Below are 14,097 nucleotides of genomic sequence, written 5' to 3' on the forward strand. Positions count from 1 at the left end.
TTTTCCCCCCAATATTAGTCATGTACCGGGAGGGCCTGCTGGTCTCCCGACTTCAGCTTCTCAACAAAGTCTCCGAAAAACTTATACAGCGGGTGATTTTCATTTGACGGTAATTTCCCTGTTTCATAGAATCCCATAGTGGCTGCCATTACCGCACCGGAAACTACTGCCGGGAACATCTTGGGGGCTGCAACGATGGGGCCGTAGAAAATAAAGTCGGACCATAACAGCGCCGAGCAGCCCTGCCCCGAAGCATTCATAGCCGCAAAACCGTCTGTTCCAAACAGTTCACGGGCCTGTTTCCACATGTACGTACCATTTGAACTGGCTACACCGCAAGGCCACCCGGTAGCTTCTTTAACAATCCGGTTGGCTACTCCGGAAAAGGCTATGGCCGGCAGATTCATGACCGAGGTGTCAATGAGGATGGATTCAAAAGTCCCTTCCCCAATCATCTCCATCATCTTATTAAAACTGGTTAATCGGCCGTTCGGAGAAGGATCGGTAACATCATAAGCCTGAACAATCACATGCTTTATGCCCATTTCCTTCAATGCCTTGACCTGTCCGGGAATGTCCTTATCCCAGGGGGTAATACTGTTGTAAACCAAACGATCCTGCAAACCCTTCTTGGCAATGTATTCTGCTGCTTCCAGCCTGGGTTTTTCCATCCACATGTCAATTGCAAATGCCCGGTCACTGATACTGATAAACCAGTCCACATACCTGGCCATTTCTTCCGCCGAATTGGCCACCATAGCGGTAATTGCCGGAATACCTGTCTTGTCTTCCAGTTCTTCCTGCCTTTTTATATATTCCTCTGCTTTGGCCCTGTCCCACTTGCCTTCTTTCCTGCTTTCCAGTATTTTGTCCCCGTTATGGAACATAGAAGAAATCAGAAGTGGGGGATTTTCACCATACTGTCCGCCAACTTTAAAATGGCCGATCTGGCAAACTTTCTGTGGTTTCTCTAATTTAAACATTTTTTCACCTCATTTATCAGAATTGTTGTCATCCATAAATATTTCAGTTGATAAAAGGGGAATTGAAGAGAGAACCGGCAATTCCCCTTTTATCTTAAATAAACCGTTAGTATTTCCACTCTCTTCCTGTTTGCAGATATGCATGAATGTTTTCAACCGGCGTTCCGGGCGGAATATCACATCCGGGTAAAAGAACATAACCTCCGTCAAGGCCTGCCTTCTGGATACATTCTTTGGCTGATGCAATAATTTCTTCCTTGGTGCCGTTATTTAACACAAACACGGGATGAGAGTTGCCCCCGATGCACATCTTGTCGCCAATTTTGGCGTGTGCCACAGCTAAGTCTACCTTCATGTCAATGGCAATACACTGAGCTCCCGTCTCCGGGAACAGTTCCAGGCTCTTGGTCGTGTCCCCACAGATGTGCAGGAACCGGGCGCATCCCAATTTTTGTACTTTGCCATGGAACTTCTGCAGCCCAGGAAGGGCAAATTTCTTGAACATCCTTGCAGATACAAGGTCACCGGACGCTGTTGCATCAGCAACAGCGGTTGCCTCTATAGCCCCTTCTTTAATCATAGGCTCATAGAAATAGTAGACAATTTCAGTGGCAAAATCGATAGTCCGGGCAACTATATCGCCTTTTTTGAACATATCCTTCATCATTCTTTCCACGCCGTACATCTGGGCAGCCAGAGAAAAGGGGCCCCAGGCCGTAGCCGATACCAGGTAATCATCGCCGATAGCCTCATGTACGTACCGGGCAGCTTCCCAGATAGTATTGACCACCGGATCACTGGCCAGAGTGGCGCGGACATCAGGATATTTTTCAATCAGCCTGTCCAGGTCTTCATCATTGTTGATCAGCGGTTCTTCCAGGTCAGGAGCGCCGACAGGACGGTATTTTATCCTCCCGCCAAAAGGCTGTAAATGCACGTTGTTATAACCCGAACCCACATACACCATGTCAGACTGGATTTCCTCATTGACCCTGATAATCATATCCGCCATCTCTCTGGGCTTCCCAATCAAGCCGTCAAACGTGTTACCGGTATGCTTCATGGTCCACACGCCACCACCGTAAATGATGGCGGGCACCCTCTCCGGTTTCTTGTTTTCAAAGGCTGTCAGTACACACTCTTTAGGTTTCATTTTCGCACCTCCATTTAAAATGAGGCCCTTCACAACCTGTTTACTTATATCCGGGAATCCTGTCAAGAATATGCTGGATACTGGGGAATGGATCAACAGCATGTGGAAAAGCCATTGCTTCGGCAAAACGCTCCTGGAAGTCAGGTTCGACCGCTGTCTCTACAAACTGGACACTGGCCGCCACATCCCGGGCCTCAATCCGCTTGTTTTTGTCAAGCAGCGCTGCCTGAGCGCCGTCACCGGCGGCATTACCGACTGCATGAACCTTTTCCAGATCACAGTCAGGGAACATGCCAATAACCATGGAAGATTCTTTATCGATAAAACTTCCAAAGGCGCCGGCCAGAGTTACCCGGTCCACCTTCTCAACACCCAAGTGGCGCATCAGCATCTTTGCTCCAACATACAGAGCAGCTTTAGCCAATTGTACAGCCCTGATATCACCCTGGGTCACCGTGATATCTTTGCCAATACCGCTGTCCTCTGCAAATACCAGGACATATTCCGGCTTGCCGTTTTCATCCTTGCGAATACGGTCTGTCTTGAGCTTGGTGTTAAAACGGCCGGTCTTGTTAATGATTCCTGCCTTGAAGACTTCTGCCACCATGTCGATGATACCGGACCCGCAGATACCCTTGGCATTACCCTTACTGCCGCGGCCATGCCACTTGTCGTCACCGATTACCTTGTATGTACACTCCAAGGTTTCCGGATCAATCTTGATTTTTTCAATTGCTCCGGGAGCGGCACGCATACCGAACTTGATCTGCGCACCCTCCAATGCCGGGCCGGTAGCACAGGAAGTTGACAGCAGTTTCTTTCTGTTACCAAGGTCAATCTCGCCATTGGTACCGATATCGATAATCAGGCGTATTTCATCATCCTGCTTATATGGTTCTTCAGCTATCAGTACCGCTACGTTGTCAGGTCCCACGAAACCTGCTTCCACCGGTAAGACATGAATGTTGGCAGCTTTGTTGATCTTGATTCCCAGGTCGCGGGCTTTAACATCGTATGGAGCGCTGATGGCCGGCGCAAACGGGGCCCTGCCCATATATTTGGGTTCCAGGTTCAGCAGGCAGTGGTGCATCGCCGTGTTGAACACCAAGGTAATTTCCAGCACATCATTGGGCGTCAGGCCGACCTTTTCGGTCATCCGCTGAGCCAGGGTGTTTATCCCTTCAATTATGGCCTGATGTAGCTTCTCACGACCGTCTTCGTGCATCATGGCGTACGTAATCCGGGACAGTACATCCTCACCGTAACGAACCTGCGGGTTCATCATCCCATCCTTGACAAGCATTTCACCCGTGCTCAGATCGCACAAGTAGGCTGCCACAGTGGTTGTTCCGACGTCTATGCCAATACCGTACCATTTTTGTACAAATCCAGGCCTGACGTCAATTATTTCCCGGTCATACAAAACACTTGCCGTTACCTTCCAGTCGCCGTCTCTGAGGATGTTGGGCAGTTCCCTCAGCACAAAGTAATCTATGCTCAGATTTTCCAGGCCAAACTGTTCCTTCAAAGCGTCCTGCAGCCGGCGCAGGTCATCCCTGTGGTCTTCCAGAGTGGCCGGCGGCATTTCGACATAATAGCTTTTCACTGCCGGATCGAGCTTAAAGGTCCTTTCCTTGCCGGTATCCAATACAACCTGGTCTGCTTTGCGGCTTTCTTCCGGGACAAATACCAGCACATCCCCCTTTATCTCAGCAGCACAGGCCAGGCGATAATTGTTGGCAATTTCGTCTTCTTTGAGCAATTTCTTCTCTTCTTCGGTTAACGGCGAAAGATGATCCATCTGTGAATCTATGCCGAATTTCTCAAAAAATCCGGTTTCAATTTTTACTTTACACTTGCCGCATACCTTATGCGCTCCACAAGGTGCCTCGATATCAACCCCCAGCTCATGGGATGCTGTCAAAAGGGTTTTCCCTTCCGCAACCTTTCCCCGGCGGCCGGAGGGCTGAAATATCACATTATACTCCATTTGGTATACCTCCTCCAGGGCTGTTGATATATTCTTTATTGCATATCTTTCAAGGCCTTAACCATGTTCAGCGCCTCTTTCAAGGCGTTATTGGCATCCTTGGCAAAACCGTCGGCCCCCCACTTACCGGCCAGGTCTTCAGAAACCGGAGCTCCACCGATCATAATCTTGCATTTGGGGTTCTTCTCTTTTACTTTTTTAATGATTTCCGGCATCCCAACCATAGTAGTGGTCATCATCGCCGACAAGCAAAGTAAATCCGAGTCGGTCTTTAACTGTTCTTCTACGAATTTCTCCAGGGGAACGTCACGCCCCAGGTCATGCACCTCAAAGCCAGCCACGTCAAACATCATCTTCACAATATTCTTACCGATGTCGTGCACATCACCCTGTACTACGCCCATAACAACTGTTCCTTTTACACCCATATCCTTCTTCTGAATGTGAGGTTTGAGAATCTCAAGGCCGGCATACAGAGCATCGGCACACATCAATATCTCAGGTACGAAATATTCCTGCTCTTCATAGAGTCTGCCAACCTCATTCATACCTTCCACAAGACCCTCAAATACAGCCCTGTAAGCGTCAATACCCTCACCAACAACAGCCTGGGCTGCCTCCCTTACCGCATCTTCATCATAATCAATAACTCCCTGCTTCAATGCTTCAAACAACTCTTTTTCTCTTTCTGCACTTGCCATAAATGAAAACCTCCTCCGAAGAATTTTGAATTCTAAACAATTGCCTACCAAATGATATGAAATCTTACTCTGACCCGGAAAACCGTTTCACCTCCCTTTTACCTGCCAATTTGTTTATAGCGGCCGCAATTAACAATTAGCATTATTTGGTTCATAAATATTTCACTGATGCTAAATACGGGGATAACAAAAACCCCTTAGCTCGGTTTTTTGTTTTTATCATACCTCTTTTAACTCCCCTTTTTAATTAAACTTCCTTAAACAGTCATTTTGTGCACCCAAACGGTTTTCTTCCGCCTCTTACTGGTTTTATTGGTTCATTATAATTTTACTTATACTACATAATTAGGCTGTAAAAAACGCCCCTAAACCCTTTATTTTCATGGTTTTTAGGAACTTTCTTCCATGACTGCATATCTTCTGCAGATCCTGCAAACCTGTCAAAATCACATTGGGAAAAGATATTTTTGGACATACTGACAGTGTCGCCCAACGGTTTTATAGTTGTCCCCAACGGTCGAAATCGAACCGCAAATGGTTTATTTGGTTAATCAAAGTTGTGCCTATGCTGAAAAAATTGCAGTAAACTTTTATTTATTTCTTTCCAAAAGTTATATCTTGTGTTAAAATGTTTTTTAAAAAATATAATTCGTAAATAATAACATATCGGTAAAATCATGATTAAGGGGTTTTGTCATGTCTTTAGGCAGTAAAATCAGAGAATTCCGAAAAGAGAGGGGATTAACCGTTACCCAGTTGGCAGAAAAACTGGGCGTGTCTCCTTCCTATCTGAGCGCAGTCGAGCGTGATATCAAAAAACCGTCGGTTATAATGGTAAAAAAAATCAGTTCGCTTTTAAATATTTCTGTCTCCTATCTGATGACTAATTCGGAAAATAATACAGTCACCGGTGAAAAACTCAAAAATATCCGGAAAAGCCGCGGTTTAAGCACTGAAGACCTGGCGGAGCTGAGCCAGATACCGGTTGAGGATATTCAGAACATAGAAAGAAACCTGATCAGGCCTACCCTGGAACAACTGGAAAAACTCTCATCAGCCCTCAATGTAACTTTACGTTACTTTGTTGAGAGAAACCCCTATTCAATACAACTGGGCGATAAAATCAGGGATCTCCGGGAAAAACGCGCCATGTCCCAGGCGGATCTGGCCGGTTCCGCAGACCTCTCACCCAGTTTAATCAGCCAGATTGAAAATAATATTACCATGCCATCCCTGGAAACGCTGGAACGGATTGCTGAAGTGCTGGATGTGGAAACCTCGTACTTTCTTCTCGATACAAACTCTACTTCCCAGTTTTTGTCAAGCCTGAGCCCGGAAATTGTTTCCCTTCTTGGCGACCCCAAGGTTGAGGCAATTCTTCTGGCAGTCAGGGATCTTACTCCTGGCGAACTGAAGTTCTTACTGTATTTTGTGGAATTCTTTAAAATGAACCGCAAATTTTTATCCTGAGTTATTAGCCGAAAACATCAAAATATAAAATTAGGGGGGAACCGTTAAATGGCACAGGAAAAAGAAAGCCCTCTTCTGGAAGCACTTAAAAAAGCAGTAATTGATTTTGATACGGAAAACATAGAAGCCTTGTGCCATGAGTATCTGGACCTTGGCCTGGATGCCAACAAGGCTGTTTTCGAAGGACTTATCCCCGGCATGCTGGAAGTTGGCCGATTATACGAAGAACAGGTCTACTTTATCCCGGAAATGCTAATGTGTGCCGAAACCCTGTACAAAGGACTGGAAATATTTCAGCCCCACATGACCTCAAGTGTACAGAATGCGTGCGGCAAAATACTTATCGGGGTAGTTGAAGGAGATGTCCATGATATTGGGAAAAACCTAGTCAAGCTGATGTTCGAGATATCCGGTTATGAAGTGACCGACCTGGGCAGGGATGTTCCAGTAGAGGTATTCCTGAAAACAGCTCTGAAAAACGATTTTGACCTGGTATGCATGTCTTCTATGATGTCTACTACAATGTACGAAATGAAAGGACTGATTCAAAAACTCAAAGAAAAGAAACCTGATCTAAAAGTCATGATTGGCGGTTCACCGGTCACAAAACTGCATGCTATAAAATGGCGCGCTGACGGATACGCCCCCGACGCCCACAAGGCCCTGTCAGTGGTTCAACAGATGCTTAATACAGCTAAATTAATCGATGAACAGAGAAAACAGAAAACTTAAATTTACTACCATTTCAGGTTTGAAGGAGGAGAAACATAATCGTGACCAAAGTGCGCATTAGCGCTGGCGCCTGTGGCTATACTACCGTCGTAAAGGTACAGGCCCTTGACAAAAAAAAAGTGCATATAAACATAATTACCGCCTGCCGTATGCTTCAGTCACTCAATGAAGAATTAGGCGTAATAGATTGGACCAAAGGGGTTTTTAACCGGTTTTGCGATTCTATAATATATAAAACAGCCCACCAAAAGCTGAAACACACGGACTGTCCTGTTCCAATGGCCATAATTAAAGCTATTCAGGTAGAAATAAACGGTGCGACCCCCAAAAATGTAACAATGACCTTTGAAAGTACCGAGACAGGTGCAAAAAAAAGAATAGCCGAATCATGACCACCCGCTCAGCGGGTGGTGCTCTAGCCCTATAAGGGCATGTTACAGGCTGAGCCTAAAGGCTCACTGAACGGTCCGCCAACCGCACACCTTCTCAAACTACCCCTAAAGGGGTTTTATTTTTTCTTGTTTTTTTCTACTGGCTCACCCGTATACGGGTCAATATATTCTTTCAAAGTCATTTGGTCTGCGGCGATATTCTCTTGCAATTGCTTCCGGATGTGCTGTTCTATCGCCTTCTTGTTCCGGCCAACTGTGTCCACATAATACCCTCTACACCAAAAATGTCTGTTACCATGCTTGTATTTCAGGTTGGCGTGCCGGTCGAATATCATCAATGAACTTTTGCCTTTCAAATATCCCATGAAGCTCGACACACTTATCATTGGCGGTATCGAAACCAACATGTGTATATGATCCGGGCAGGCGTTGGCCTCAATTATTTCTACCTTCTTGTATTCACACAATGTTCGTAATATCTTTCCGATATCGCTCTTAATTTTATTGTATATCACCTGCCTCCTATACTTCGGGGCAAATACTATGTGATATTTACAATTCCACTGTGTATGTGCTAAACTTGCAGTATCCATATTGAATATCTACCTCCTTTTGTTACGGTACGGTTGGCGAACCTGTACCATTTTGCCACATGGAGGTAGATTTTTCTCATAGCTAAAGCTTTTTGGAACCACCTGCAAAGCAGGTGGTTTTCGTTTATACAACAAAAAGGTAGTTCCAAAAATCTGTTGGAACTACCCCTTTTCCTTAACCCAATTTATTATAAATTTTATCTTTGTAAATACCTAATGCAGAACCGCTGCCCTTTCTTTTTTCCATAAGAATGTTGAACCGCAATATTTTTGCATTTAATTCCCTTTTTAACGACTTCCTGTCTTCTTCATCATAGCAACAGTCAACCAGCGTCTGCAAAGAAATAATTTCCTTTCTTAATTCCAGTTCTTCCGGCAGTACCCCGGCATTTTTCAGCAGGATGTAACCGGCCCTGAGCTCTGCTGGAACGTTGGATAAATCCTGGATTTTCAAAGGCTTGCCCTGTCCCGGCAGGTTTTCCAGTTCACCGTTTTTTATTGCTTGCAAGATTTTCTCTTCGGCAATCACGGCAACAACATCCATTGTCTTTCTCCCTACTTTTCAAAAGCGGCCATAGAAGTAACCAGCGTAGAGTTTGCTTTGGTGAAATAAGTGATCCGCAAAACCTCGGCAATTTGTTCGTCAGTTACTCCCATTTGCCGCAGAATATTTGATATGGACTTTACCCCCTCGTCAGCTCCCATAGCTGCGTCGACGGCCAACGAAATCATCAGCTTGGTTTTCATATCCAGGCTGCTATCGGAATAAACCAGCTCCTGCAGCCCCTTCATCAGTTCATAAAACTTTTCATCCCTGTCTTTAATAGCAGCAATAAAGGGCAGTACATTCATCCAAAATCAATCCTCCTCAGTCAACTTTTTTACCTGATTCTTATTCTCTGACCATTGAAAAATTTCCTGCTATGATAATCCCAATTACAAAATATAACCGTAAACCATCAAATTCATAAGTATTTCGGCAAAATTTTTACGCCGTGTCATTCTTTTTTCGCTATAACTTTTTTGCCAAAATACGTTACAATAACAGGGAGTCCTTATCCGGAGGGAATGCAGATGGCTTCCGAAATAAAGTACAGGCAAAGCGTAACGAAAAGCGACATTGTCAGATTTGTTTATGACAGTCTTCTTAAAAACGGCTGGCAAACCACCTTCGAGTACACCAAATACTCACCCAGATTGTTTTATGAAAAACCCCTTGCCATTCCTGAGGTAAGCCGTATAGACTTCGCCAAATATACTTATTACTGCTTTTTATTGTCCCATAACTTTGTGGAAAAGGACGAGGCCGCCAGATATAAAGCATGCGGGGTAAGCATTTATTGTTCTGTGGTGCTGTACTGGCTTTTGGTCCAATACGGGGTAGTCAGCGAAAAAAGGCTGAAGTTTTGCCAGGGATACTTTAAGTACCAAACACGGGCAGACACCCCGCCGCAAAGCCGCTACCGGGTGGATATACACGCCTGGCTTTGTTATGACGGTTCTGTAATTGATATAACTATTTGGCAGCAACAGGAAGGGTTTGACTTTTTAAAAAAAGGGTTCGAAATCCCGGTAATTATGGGAAAAATCCCCGCCGGATTAAGCCTTTTTGGCTATGAGGAAGAAAAAAGCCTGGCCAAGGAATATGCCCGGCGGTTCGCGAAAGAATCGGAGTTGACCTTTTCCGAATGGATAAACTACCATAAAATGCAGGCAGACTTCCTCTTTGATGTCCGGGCGCAGGAAACAGGCCCAAGTTAGGCTTCTGTCCGTGACCAACCATAAACTATAAGAAACACCAGTACAGCGACGAATAACCAAATTGTATACCTGTGCAGCAAAGGATCGAGCGCCCTCCAGTGCTCACCCAGATAGGCGCCTAAATTGATGAAAACTGTAGTCCACAGGGCAGCCCCAATGTAAGCCATTAACGCGAAACCCTGATAGGGCAGACGGGTAATTCCCGCCGAATAAGCCGTAATTTGCCGTAAGCCGGGTACAAAATAACCGATAGCCAGTGTCCATTTCCCATATTTTTTAAACCACTTTTCCGTTTTGGCCAGTCTTTCAGGAGTGATACCGACCCTTTTACCATATTTTCTTATAATAGGCGTTCCTAACCGCCGGCCGATCAGATAAGCTGCTGTCATGCCTGATGTTGTGCCAAGAAATGCAAAAACAATACTCCATCCCAAGCTAAGATTTCCCCTGGAAACGAGAAAACCGATAAACACCATCGAAGTTTCCTCAGGAACAGGCAAAATGCCAAGCATGCCGACCATCAGCGCCAAAAAAACCGCATAGTATCCGTAAGTTTCGATAAAGGACAAAAATGTTTCTGCTGACAAATGCAATCCTCCCAGCTAAAACAGCATATAGCTTTTGTGCCGTACAATTTAATCGGCGGCTTTTTTCTTAAACAATATCTGAATGGTTGCACCCAAAGCAAAAATAATTACAATTACGGCCCATATAGGCCCTACTATGGGTAAGTTAAGCATGGCCACAAGCAAGAGACTCCCTATAGCAGTGATGATTAACGGTGATTGCAAGGAAGAGTCCAACCCTTTTTTAAATAGCTCGCCAAAAACCAAACTCATACCGGTATAGCCAATAATTATCAAAACAATAAGCAGAAGCAGTATGGATACGGCCAGGGGAATACCCCAGAGTAATTTCGTTAAAACCGCAATCAATAAACCAAAGCAGATTAATCCTAGTATCCCCAAAATAGCCGACTTGAACATTGCCCCTTTTAACTTGGCCGCTGAATTTTCAGCAGCGGCAGGGGCCACAAGAATTACAATTAAAGCCGCCAGAATAAGGCTCCCGCTTAACACCAGTTTGATTAATTCAATACCGGCAAAAGTAACCAATCCCAACATAAATGAATTAACTGTAGCGTTAGAAGTGCTGATATTAAAAACACCTTTACCTACTTGGGCGCCGGGCTCCTGCTTAATATCCCCACCTATAACAAAGACACGGTCAGCCACTTTGGCACTGCTTTTAAGCGTTAAACTGCCCTTAATAACTATTACTTCATCATTAACTTGGCCGGCAATTATACCGTCTTTACCCACCAATAAAACATTTTTTACAATTTGCCCTTCGGGCACGAGGGTTTCCTGATATGCGACGATCTTTTGGCCTAAACCGGGCCCGGCAGCAAATACGGCAACAGGCAGGGAAAATAATAAACCTACTAATAATACTATTATCACAATAGTTTTATTCATGAAGCGGACCTCCCAAATTTGAATCCTTCAGGATCTTGCGCAATATCCAAAAGGTAAATATAAAACCCAGAAACAAGGTCAAAGTAATCGACCAGTCCTGACTTCCCATAGGTGACCTGGCAGAAACCCTTACCATGAGCATCGTTACTTCAAATATATTCCTGAAAAAGGCCCTTATCAAACCCAGCAGCGCCTGCCCCAAAGGTGAAAGGGAAACCAAAGCTGCTATCCCGGCCGTCAAGACGGCGAATATTCCAAGCATCGCGTTAAAGACATAATATGATTGAACAGCTTCTTTCCGGTTAATTGAGGCCATTACCAAAGCCGATAAATCTGTTTTCAGCAAGGGCAGGTCCATATTTTGTACCAGGCTGATGGTACCGGCCAACCGGGCTTTTTCGGCCATACAGGCCGGGCATTGTGCCAAATGCCCATTAATAATTTCCTCCAAATCACCGGACAGTTCTTTGTCTAAATAAGCTGACAGGTGCTTTTTTACATCGTCACAGGTCATCGTTTGTTTCCCCCTTCACCTGCAGGTGGTTGCAGAAGGCCTGCTAACATTGTTCTGGCCTGATGTATTCTCGATTTTACCGTTCCCGTTGGAATGTTGAGAATTTCGGCTATTTCCTTATAAGAATATCCCTGTAAGTCACGCAGTACTAAAGTTACTCTATATTCCACAGGAAGTTTCAACAGCGCCTTATGAACATCCTGTTTAGTTTCCAGCGCCAAATATTCATCTTCTGAACTCAGGCCGCTCATTTCCCGCCCTTCGCATGCATCCAGTGGTACTATTGCCTTTTTGTTATTTGCCTGTATCTTTTTCAGGCAAAAATTCGTAATTATTCTGCCCAGCCAGGTAGGAAATGCCTCCGCACGCCGGAGACTTTTAATTTGGTAGTATACGGTTATGAATGCCTCCTGGACTATATCTTCTGCGTCACGGTCATGGCCAACAATTCCGTAAGCTATTTTAAAAGCGTATTGCTGATAGTTCTTGACCACCTGTTCAAAAGCACCTTTTGAACCCTGTTTACATTTTTGGATTAATTCTACGTCTGATATTTCCACCAGGGCCATCCCACCTTAAAACAGGCCTCTATGAGAACCTATTTCTATTCCGGAATCCATTCATCCTTATCTGTTAACCATAACTGCGTTTAAACCTTTTTAATAAAATACCAAACACAATATCGACCTCTTCCATTTTCAACAGTTTGGCCAAGCCAAAATATACACCCGCAGCAATACTAACTACCGTTAAAACCTCTGCTAACTGGACCAATTTTCTTTGGACCGAAACCGTAACTTCGAAATAACTTGCAATGAAATAAGCTGTGAGCCCCATTATTGCAGCAGCAACCAGGGTTTTCAGTGCTGAAATAAGGATTTTTCTGATACCCAAAGGTCCAATCTTCCGTCTTAATAAAAATAAAAGCGCGGTCATATCAACAAAACCTGTTAAAGAATAAGCCAAGGCCAGCCCCCGGGCTCCTAAATATACTATTAATAAGTGGCTTAATATATAATTTCCCGTTATAGTCAAGAGTCCTAATTTCAAAGGTGTTTTTGTATCATGGAGCGCATAGAAACCACGAATAATAATAAATACCGCCGACTGAGCAAAGAGGCCGATGGCATAATAAATCAGGACAGATGCCGTAGCCACTGTATCATTATGTTGAAATTTCCCCTGTTCGAAGAGTAACCGAATAATGGGCATTCCCAAAACCATCATGCCAACGGCGGCGGGTATAGTGATAAAAGCTATAGTCCGTATTCCCAAAGAGAAGGTCTTTTTATAATCGTCCATGCGCTTAGTAGCAACATAGGCCGTAAGGGTTGGAAATATAGCCATACTAATGGAATAAGCAAAAATCCCGAGCGGTACAAGCATTATCCGGTTGGCCATCCTGAGAGCGGTAATACTTCCCGACGACAGGCCGGAAGCCAGGTTTTGATTAATCAGCAAATTGATCTGACTTACCGCCAAACCCAATACAGTGGGTATCATTAGCAAACCTATCTTTTTTACCCCAGGATGCCTTAATTTTAAAACCGGCCGGTATTTCATTTTACGCATTCGTTTTAGAGAAGGAAATTGAATTAAAAAGTTTCCAATTACACCTACAATAACTCCTATGGAAAATCCGGCAATACCCAAATGCGGCCCCAGTAATACACCCATGGCGATGATACCCACATTATAAACAACAGATCCAATGGCCGGGTAGGTAAAATCATTGTAAGAATTCAGAATCCCCATCATCAAGCCGTTTAGACCCGTAAAAAGTACAGCCGGAAACATAATCCGGGTCAGTTTAATAGTCAAATCCAACTTCGCACCTTGAAACTTACTGGCTACAAGAGGGATTAAAAAGGGAGTAAAGTACTCTCCAAAAATGATACCAATCGTTAGGCCTATGACCGCAATGTTGATTACTGTGCTGGCCACTTCCCAGCCTTCGTCCTCTTTGTCCTGAGCCAAATAGCTTGAAAACACCGGAATAAAGGCCGAGCTAAGAGCCCCTCCTACCAGTAGGTTATATAGTAAATCGGGAATTGAAAAAGCAGCAATATAGGCATCTGTGATATAGGTCCGGCCAAATTGGCTGGTCATGGCCTGGTCCCGTACAAAACCGAGAATACGGGACAAAAACATGGCAATCATAATAACTCCGGCAGCCTTGGCTACCCCTTTGTTACTGTCCACCTTTTTCGCCGTTGCTTCACTATTTGTTACCACTGGTGAAACCTCTTTTTATAATTAATTTTTTCAAATAAAATATAATTTTATTTTTTGGGCTTTATCCGTCCATATGCCGTTAGGGGACCCCGATC

16 protein-coding genes are annotated in these 14,097 nt (G+C 44.5%); 4 read left to right on the forward strand and 12 right to left on the reverse strand.

Annotated elements, in window-relative coordinates; translation table 11 throughout:
- Positions 1-14: 14 nt before the first annotated feature.
- The 4 genes from Tfer_RS10700 to Tfer_RS10715 form a co-directional block, all read right to left on the reverse strand.
- Positions 15-983 (reverse strand): tetrahydromethanopterin S-methyltransferase subunit H family protein, encoded by a 969-nt coding sequence (locus Tfer_RS10700; RefSeq protein WP_052218400.1) that lies wholly within the window; start codon positions 981-983, stop codon positions 15-17.
- A gap of 106 nt (positions 984-1,089) precedes the next feature.
- Positions 1,090-2,136, reverse strand: a complete 1,047-nt coding sequence (locus Tfer_RS10705; RefSeq protein WP_052218401.1) for a uroporphyrinogen decarboxylase family protein — start codon at positions 2,134-2,136, stop codon at positions 1,090-1,092.
- A gap of 40 nt (positions 2,137-2,176) precedes the next feature.
- A complete protein-coding gene (locus Tfer_RS10710; RefSeq protein WP_052218402.1) occupies positions 2,177-4,126 on the reverse strand; it encodes an ASKHA domain-containing protein in 1,950 nt (649 codons plus the stop codon).
- A 35-nt stretch (positions 4,127-4,161) separates the two neighbouring features.
- Complete coding sequence (locus Tfer_RS10715) at positions 4,162-4,827, reverse strand: cobalamin B12-binding domain-containing protein (RefSeq protein WP_052218403.1); 666 nt, start codon at positions 4,825-4,827, stop codon at positions 4,162-4,164.
- Between the two features lie 696 nt (positions 4,828-5,523).
- Between Tfer_RS10715 and Tfer_RS10720 the strand changes: the two genes are divergently transcribed.
- The 3 genes from Tfer_RS10720 to Tfer_RS10730 are packed head-to-tail and all read left to right on the forward strand — an operon-like array spanning position 5,524 to position 7,421.
- Positions 5,524-6,297, forward strand: coding sequence for a helix-turn-helix domain-containing protein (locus Tfer_RS10720; RefSeq protein WP_052218404.1), 774 nt, complete (start codon positions 5,524-5,526; stop codon positions 6,295-6,297).
- A 48-nt stretch (positions 6,298-6,345) separates the two neighbouring features.
- The gene (locus tag Tfer_RS10725; RefSeq protein WP_052218405.1) at positions 6,346-7,029 is read left to right on the forward strand and encodes a corrinoid protein; all 684 of its coding nucleotides are present in this window, start codon (positions 6,346-6,348) and stop codon (positions 7,027-7,029) included.
- 41 nt (positions 7,030-7,070) lie between these two features.
- Positions 7,071-7,421, forward strand: a complete 351-nt coding sequence (locus tag Tfer_RS10730) for a DUF6951 family protein (RefSeq protein ID WP_052218406.1) — start codon at positions 7,071-7,073, stop codon at positions 7,419-7,421.
- A 116-nt stretch (positions 7,422-7,537) separates the two neighbouring features.
- Here the strand turns inward: Tfer_RS10730 and tnpA are convergent, their stop codons facing one another.
- The 3 genes from tnpA to Tfer_RS10745 form a co-directional block, all read right to left on the reverse strand.
- Positions 7,538-8,014: an IS200/IS605 family transposase gene (tnpA, locus tag Tfer_RS10735; RefSeq protein WP_052218407.1), complete on the reverse strand. Its 477-nt coding sequence runs from the start codon at positions 8,012-8,014 to the stop codon at positions 7,538-7,540.
- 175 nt (positions 8,015-8,189) lie between these two features.
- Entirely contained in the window at positions 8,190-8,558 is a 369-nt protein-coding gene (locus tag Tfer_RS10740) for a DnaJ family domain-containing protein (protein ID WP_052218408.1), read from the reverse strand.
- Positions 8,559-8,569: 11 nt separating this feature from the next.
- Positions 8,570-8,866: a carboxymuconolactone decarboxylase family protein gene (locus Tfer_RS10745; RefSeq protein ID WP_013119392.1), complete on the reverse strand. Its 297-nt coding sequence runs from the start codon at positions 8,864-8,866 to the stop codon at positions 8,570-8,572.
- 222 nt (positions 8,867-9,088) lie between these two features.
- Here Tfer_RS10745 and Tfer_RS10750 point away from each other — a divergent pair, with 222 nt between their 5' ends.
- Complete coding sequence (locus Tfer_RS10750; RefSeq protein WP_052218409.1) at positions 9,089-9,775, forward strand: hypothetical protein; 687 nt, start codon at positions 9,089-9,091, stop codon at positions 9,773-9,775.
- Here the strand turns inward: Tfer_RS10750 and Tfer_RS10755 are convergent.
- The 5 genes from Tfer_RS10755 to murJ form a co-directional block, all read right to left on the reverse strand.
- A complete protein-coding gene (locus Tfer_RS10755; RefSeq protein WP_083436908.1) occupies positions 9,772-10,362 on the reverse strand; it encodes a DedA family protein in 591 nt (196 codons plus the stop codon). The two genes, Tfer_RS10750 and Tfer_RS10755, sit on opposite strands and share 4 nt — an antisense overlap.
- 48 nt (positions 10,363-10,410) lie before the next feature.
- Positions 10,411-11,253 (reverse strand): hypothetical protein, encoded by an 843-nt coding sequence (locus tag Tfer_RS10760; RefSeq protein WP_052218411.1) that lies wholly within the window; start codon positions 11,251-11,253, stop codon positions 10,411-10,413.
- Positions 11,246-11,767, reverse strand: a complete 522-nt coding sequence (locus tag Tfer_RS10765; RefSeq protein ID WP_052218412.1) for an anti-sigma factor family protein — start codon at positions 11,765-11,767, stop codon at positions 11,246-11,248. Before Tfer_RS10765 ends, Tfer_RS10760 begins: the two co-directional genes overlap by 8 nt.
- On the reverse strand, positions 11,764-12,327 hold the full coding sequence (locus Tfer_RS10770) for an RNA polymerase sigma factor (RefSeq protein WP_207642446.1): 564 nt from the start codon (positions 12,325-12,327) through the stop codon (positions 11,764-11,766). Before Tfer_RS10770 ends, Tfer_RS10765 begins: the two co-directional genes overlap by 4 nt.
- 73 nt (positions 12,328-12,400) lie before the next feature.
- On the reverse strand, positions 12,401-14,002 hold the full coding sequence (gene murJ / locus Tfer_RS10775; RefSeq protein ID WP_242843585.1) for a murein biosynthesis integral membrane protein MurJ: 1,602 nt from the start codon (positions 14,000-14,002) through the stop codon (positions 12,401-12,403).
- Positions 14,003-14,097 lie beyond the last annotated feature (95 nt).

This window comes from Thermincola ferriacetica, assembly GCF_001263415.1.
GTDB lineage: Bacteria > Bacillota > Thermincolia > Thermincolales > Thermincolaceae > Thermincola > Thermincola ferriacetica.

Coding starts and splice junctions, on each gene's coding strand:
- Tfer_RS10740 (WP_052218408.1), bottom strand. CDS start 8,558: ATGGATGTTGTTGCCGTGATTGCCGAAGAGAAAATCTTGCAAGCAATA.
- Tfer_RS10720 (WP_052218404.1), top strand. CDS start 5,524: ATGTCTTTAGGCAGTAAAATCAGAGAATTCCGAAAAGAGAGGGGATTA.
- Tfer_RS10760 (WP_052218411.1), bottom strand. CDS start 11,253: ATGAATAAAACTATTGTGATAATAGTATTATTAGTAGGTTTATTATTT.
- Tfer_RS10765 (WP_052218412.1), bottom strand. CDS start 11,767: ATGACCTGTGACGATGTAAAAAAGCACCTGTCAGCTTATTTAGACAAA.
- Tfer_RS10725 (WP_052218405.1), top strand. CDS start 6,346: ATGGCACAGGAAAAAGAAAGCCCTCTTCTGGAAGCACTTAAAAAAGCA.
- Tfer_RS10750 (WP_052218409.1), top strand. CDS start 9,089: ATGGCTTCCGAAATAAAGTACAGGCAAAGCGTAACGAAAAGCGACATT.
- Tfer_RS10745 (WP_013119392.1), bottom strand. CDS start 8,866: ATGAATGTACTGCCCTTTATTGCTGCTATTAAAGACAGGGATGAAAAG.
- Tfer_RS10715 (WP_052218403.1), bottom strand. CDS start 4,827: ATGGCAAGTGCAGAAAGAGAAAAAGAGTTGTTTGAAGCATTGAAGCAG.
- Tfer_RS10700 (WP_052218400.1), bottom strand. CDS start 983: ATGTTTAAATTAGAGAAACCACAGAAAGTTTGCCAGATCGGCCATTTT.
- tnpA (WP_052218407.1), bottom strand. CDS start 8,014: ATGGATACTGCAAGTTTAGCACATACACAGTGGAATTGTAAATATCAC.
- Tfer_RS10710 (WP_052218402.1), bottom strand. CDS start 4,126: ATGGAGTATAATGTGATATTTCAGCCCTCCGGCCGCCGGGGAAAGGTT.
- Tfer_RS10705 (WP_052218401.1), bottom strand. CDS start 2,136: ATGAAACCTAAAGAGTGTGTACTGACAGCCTTTGAAAACAAGAAACCG.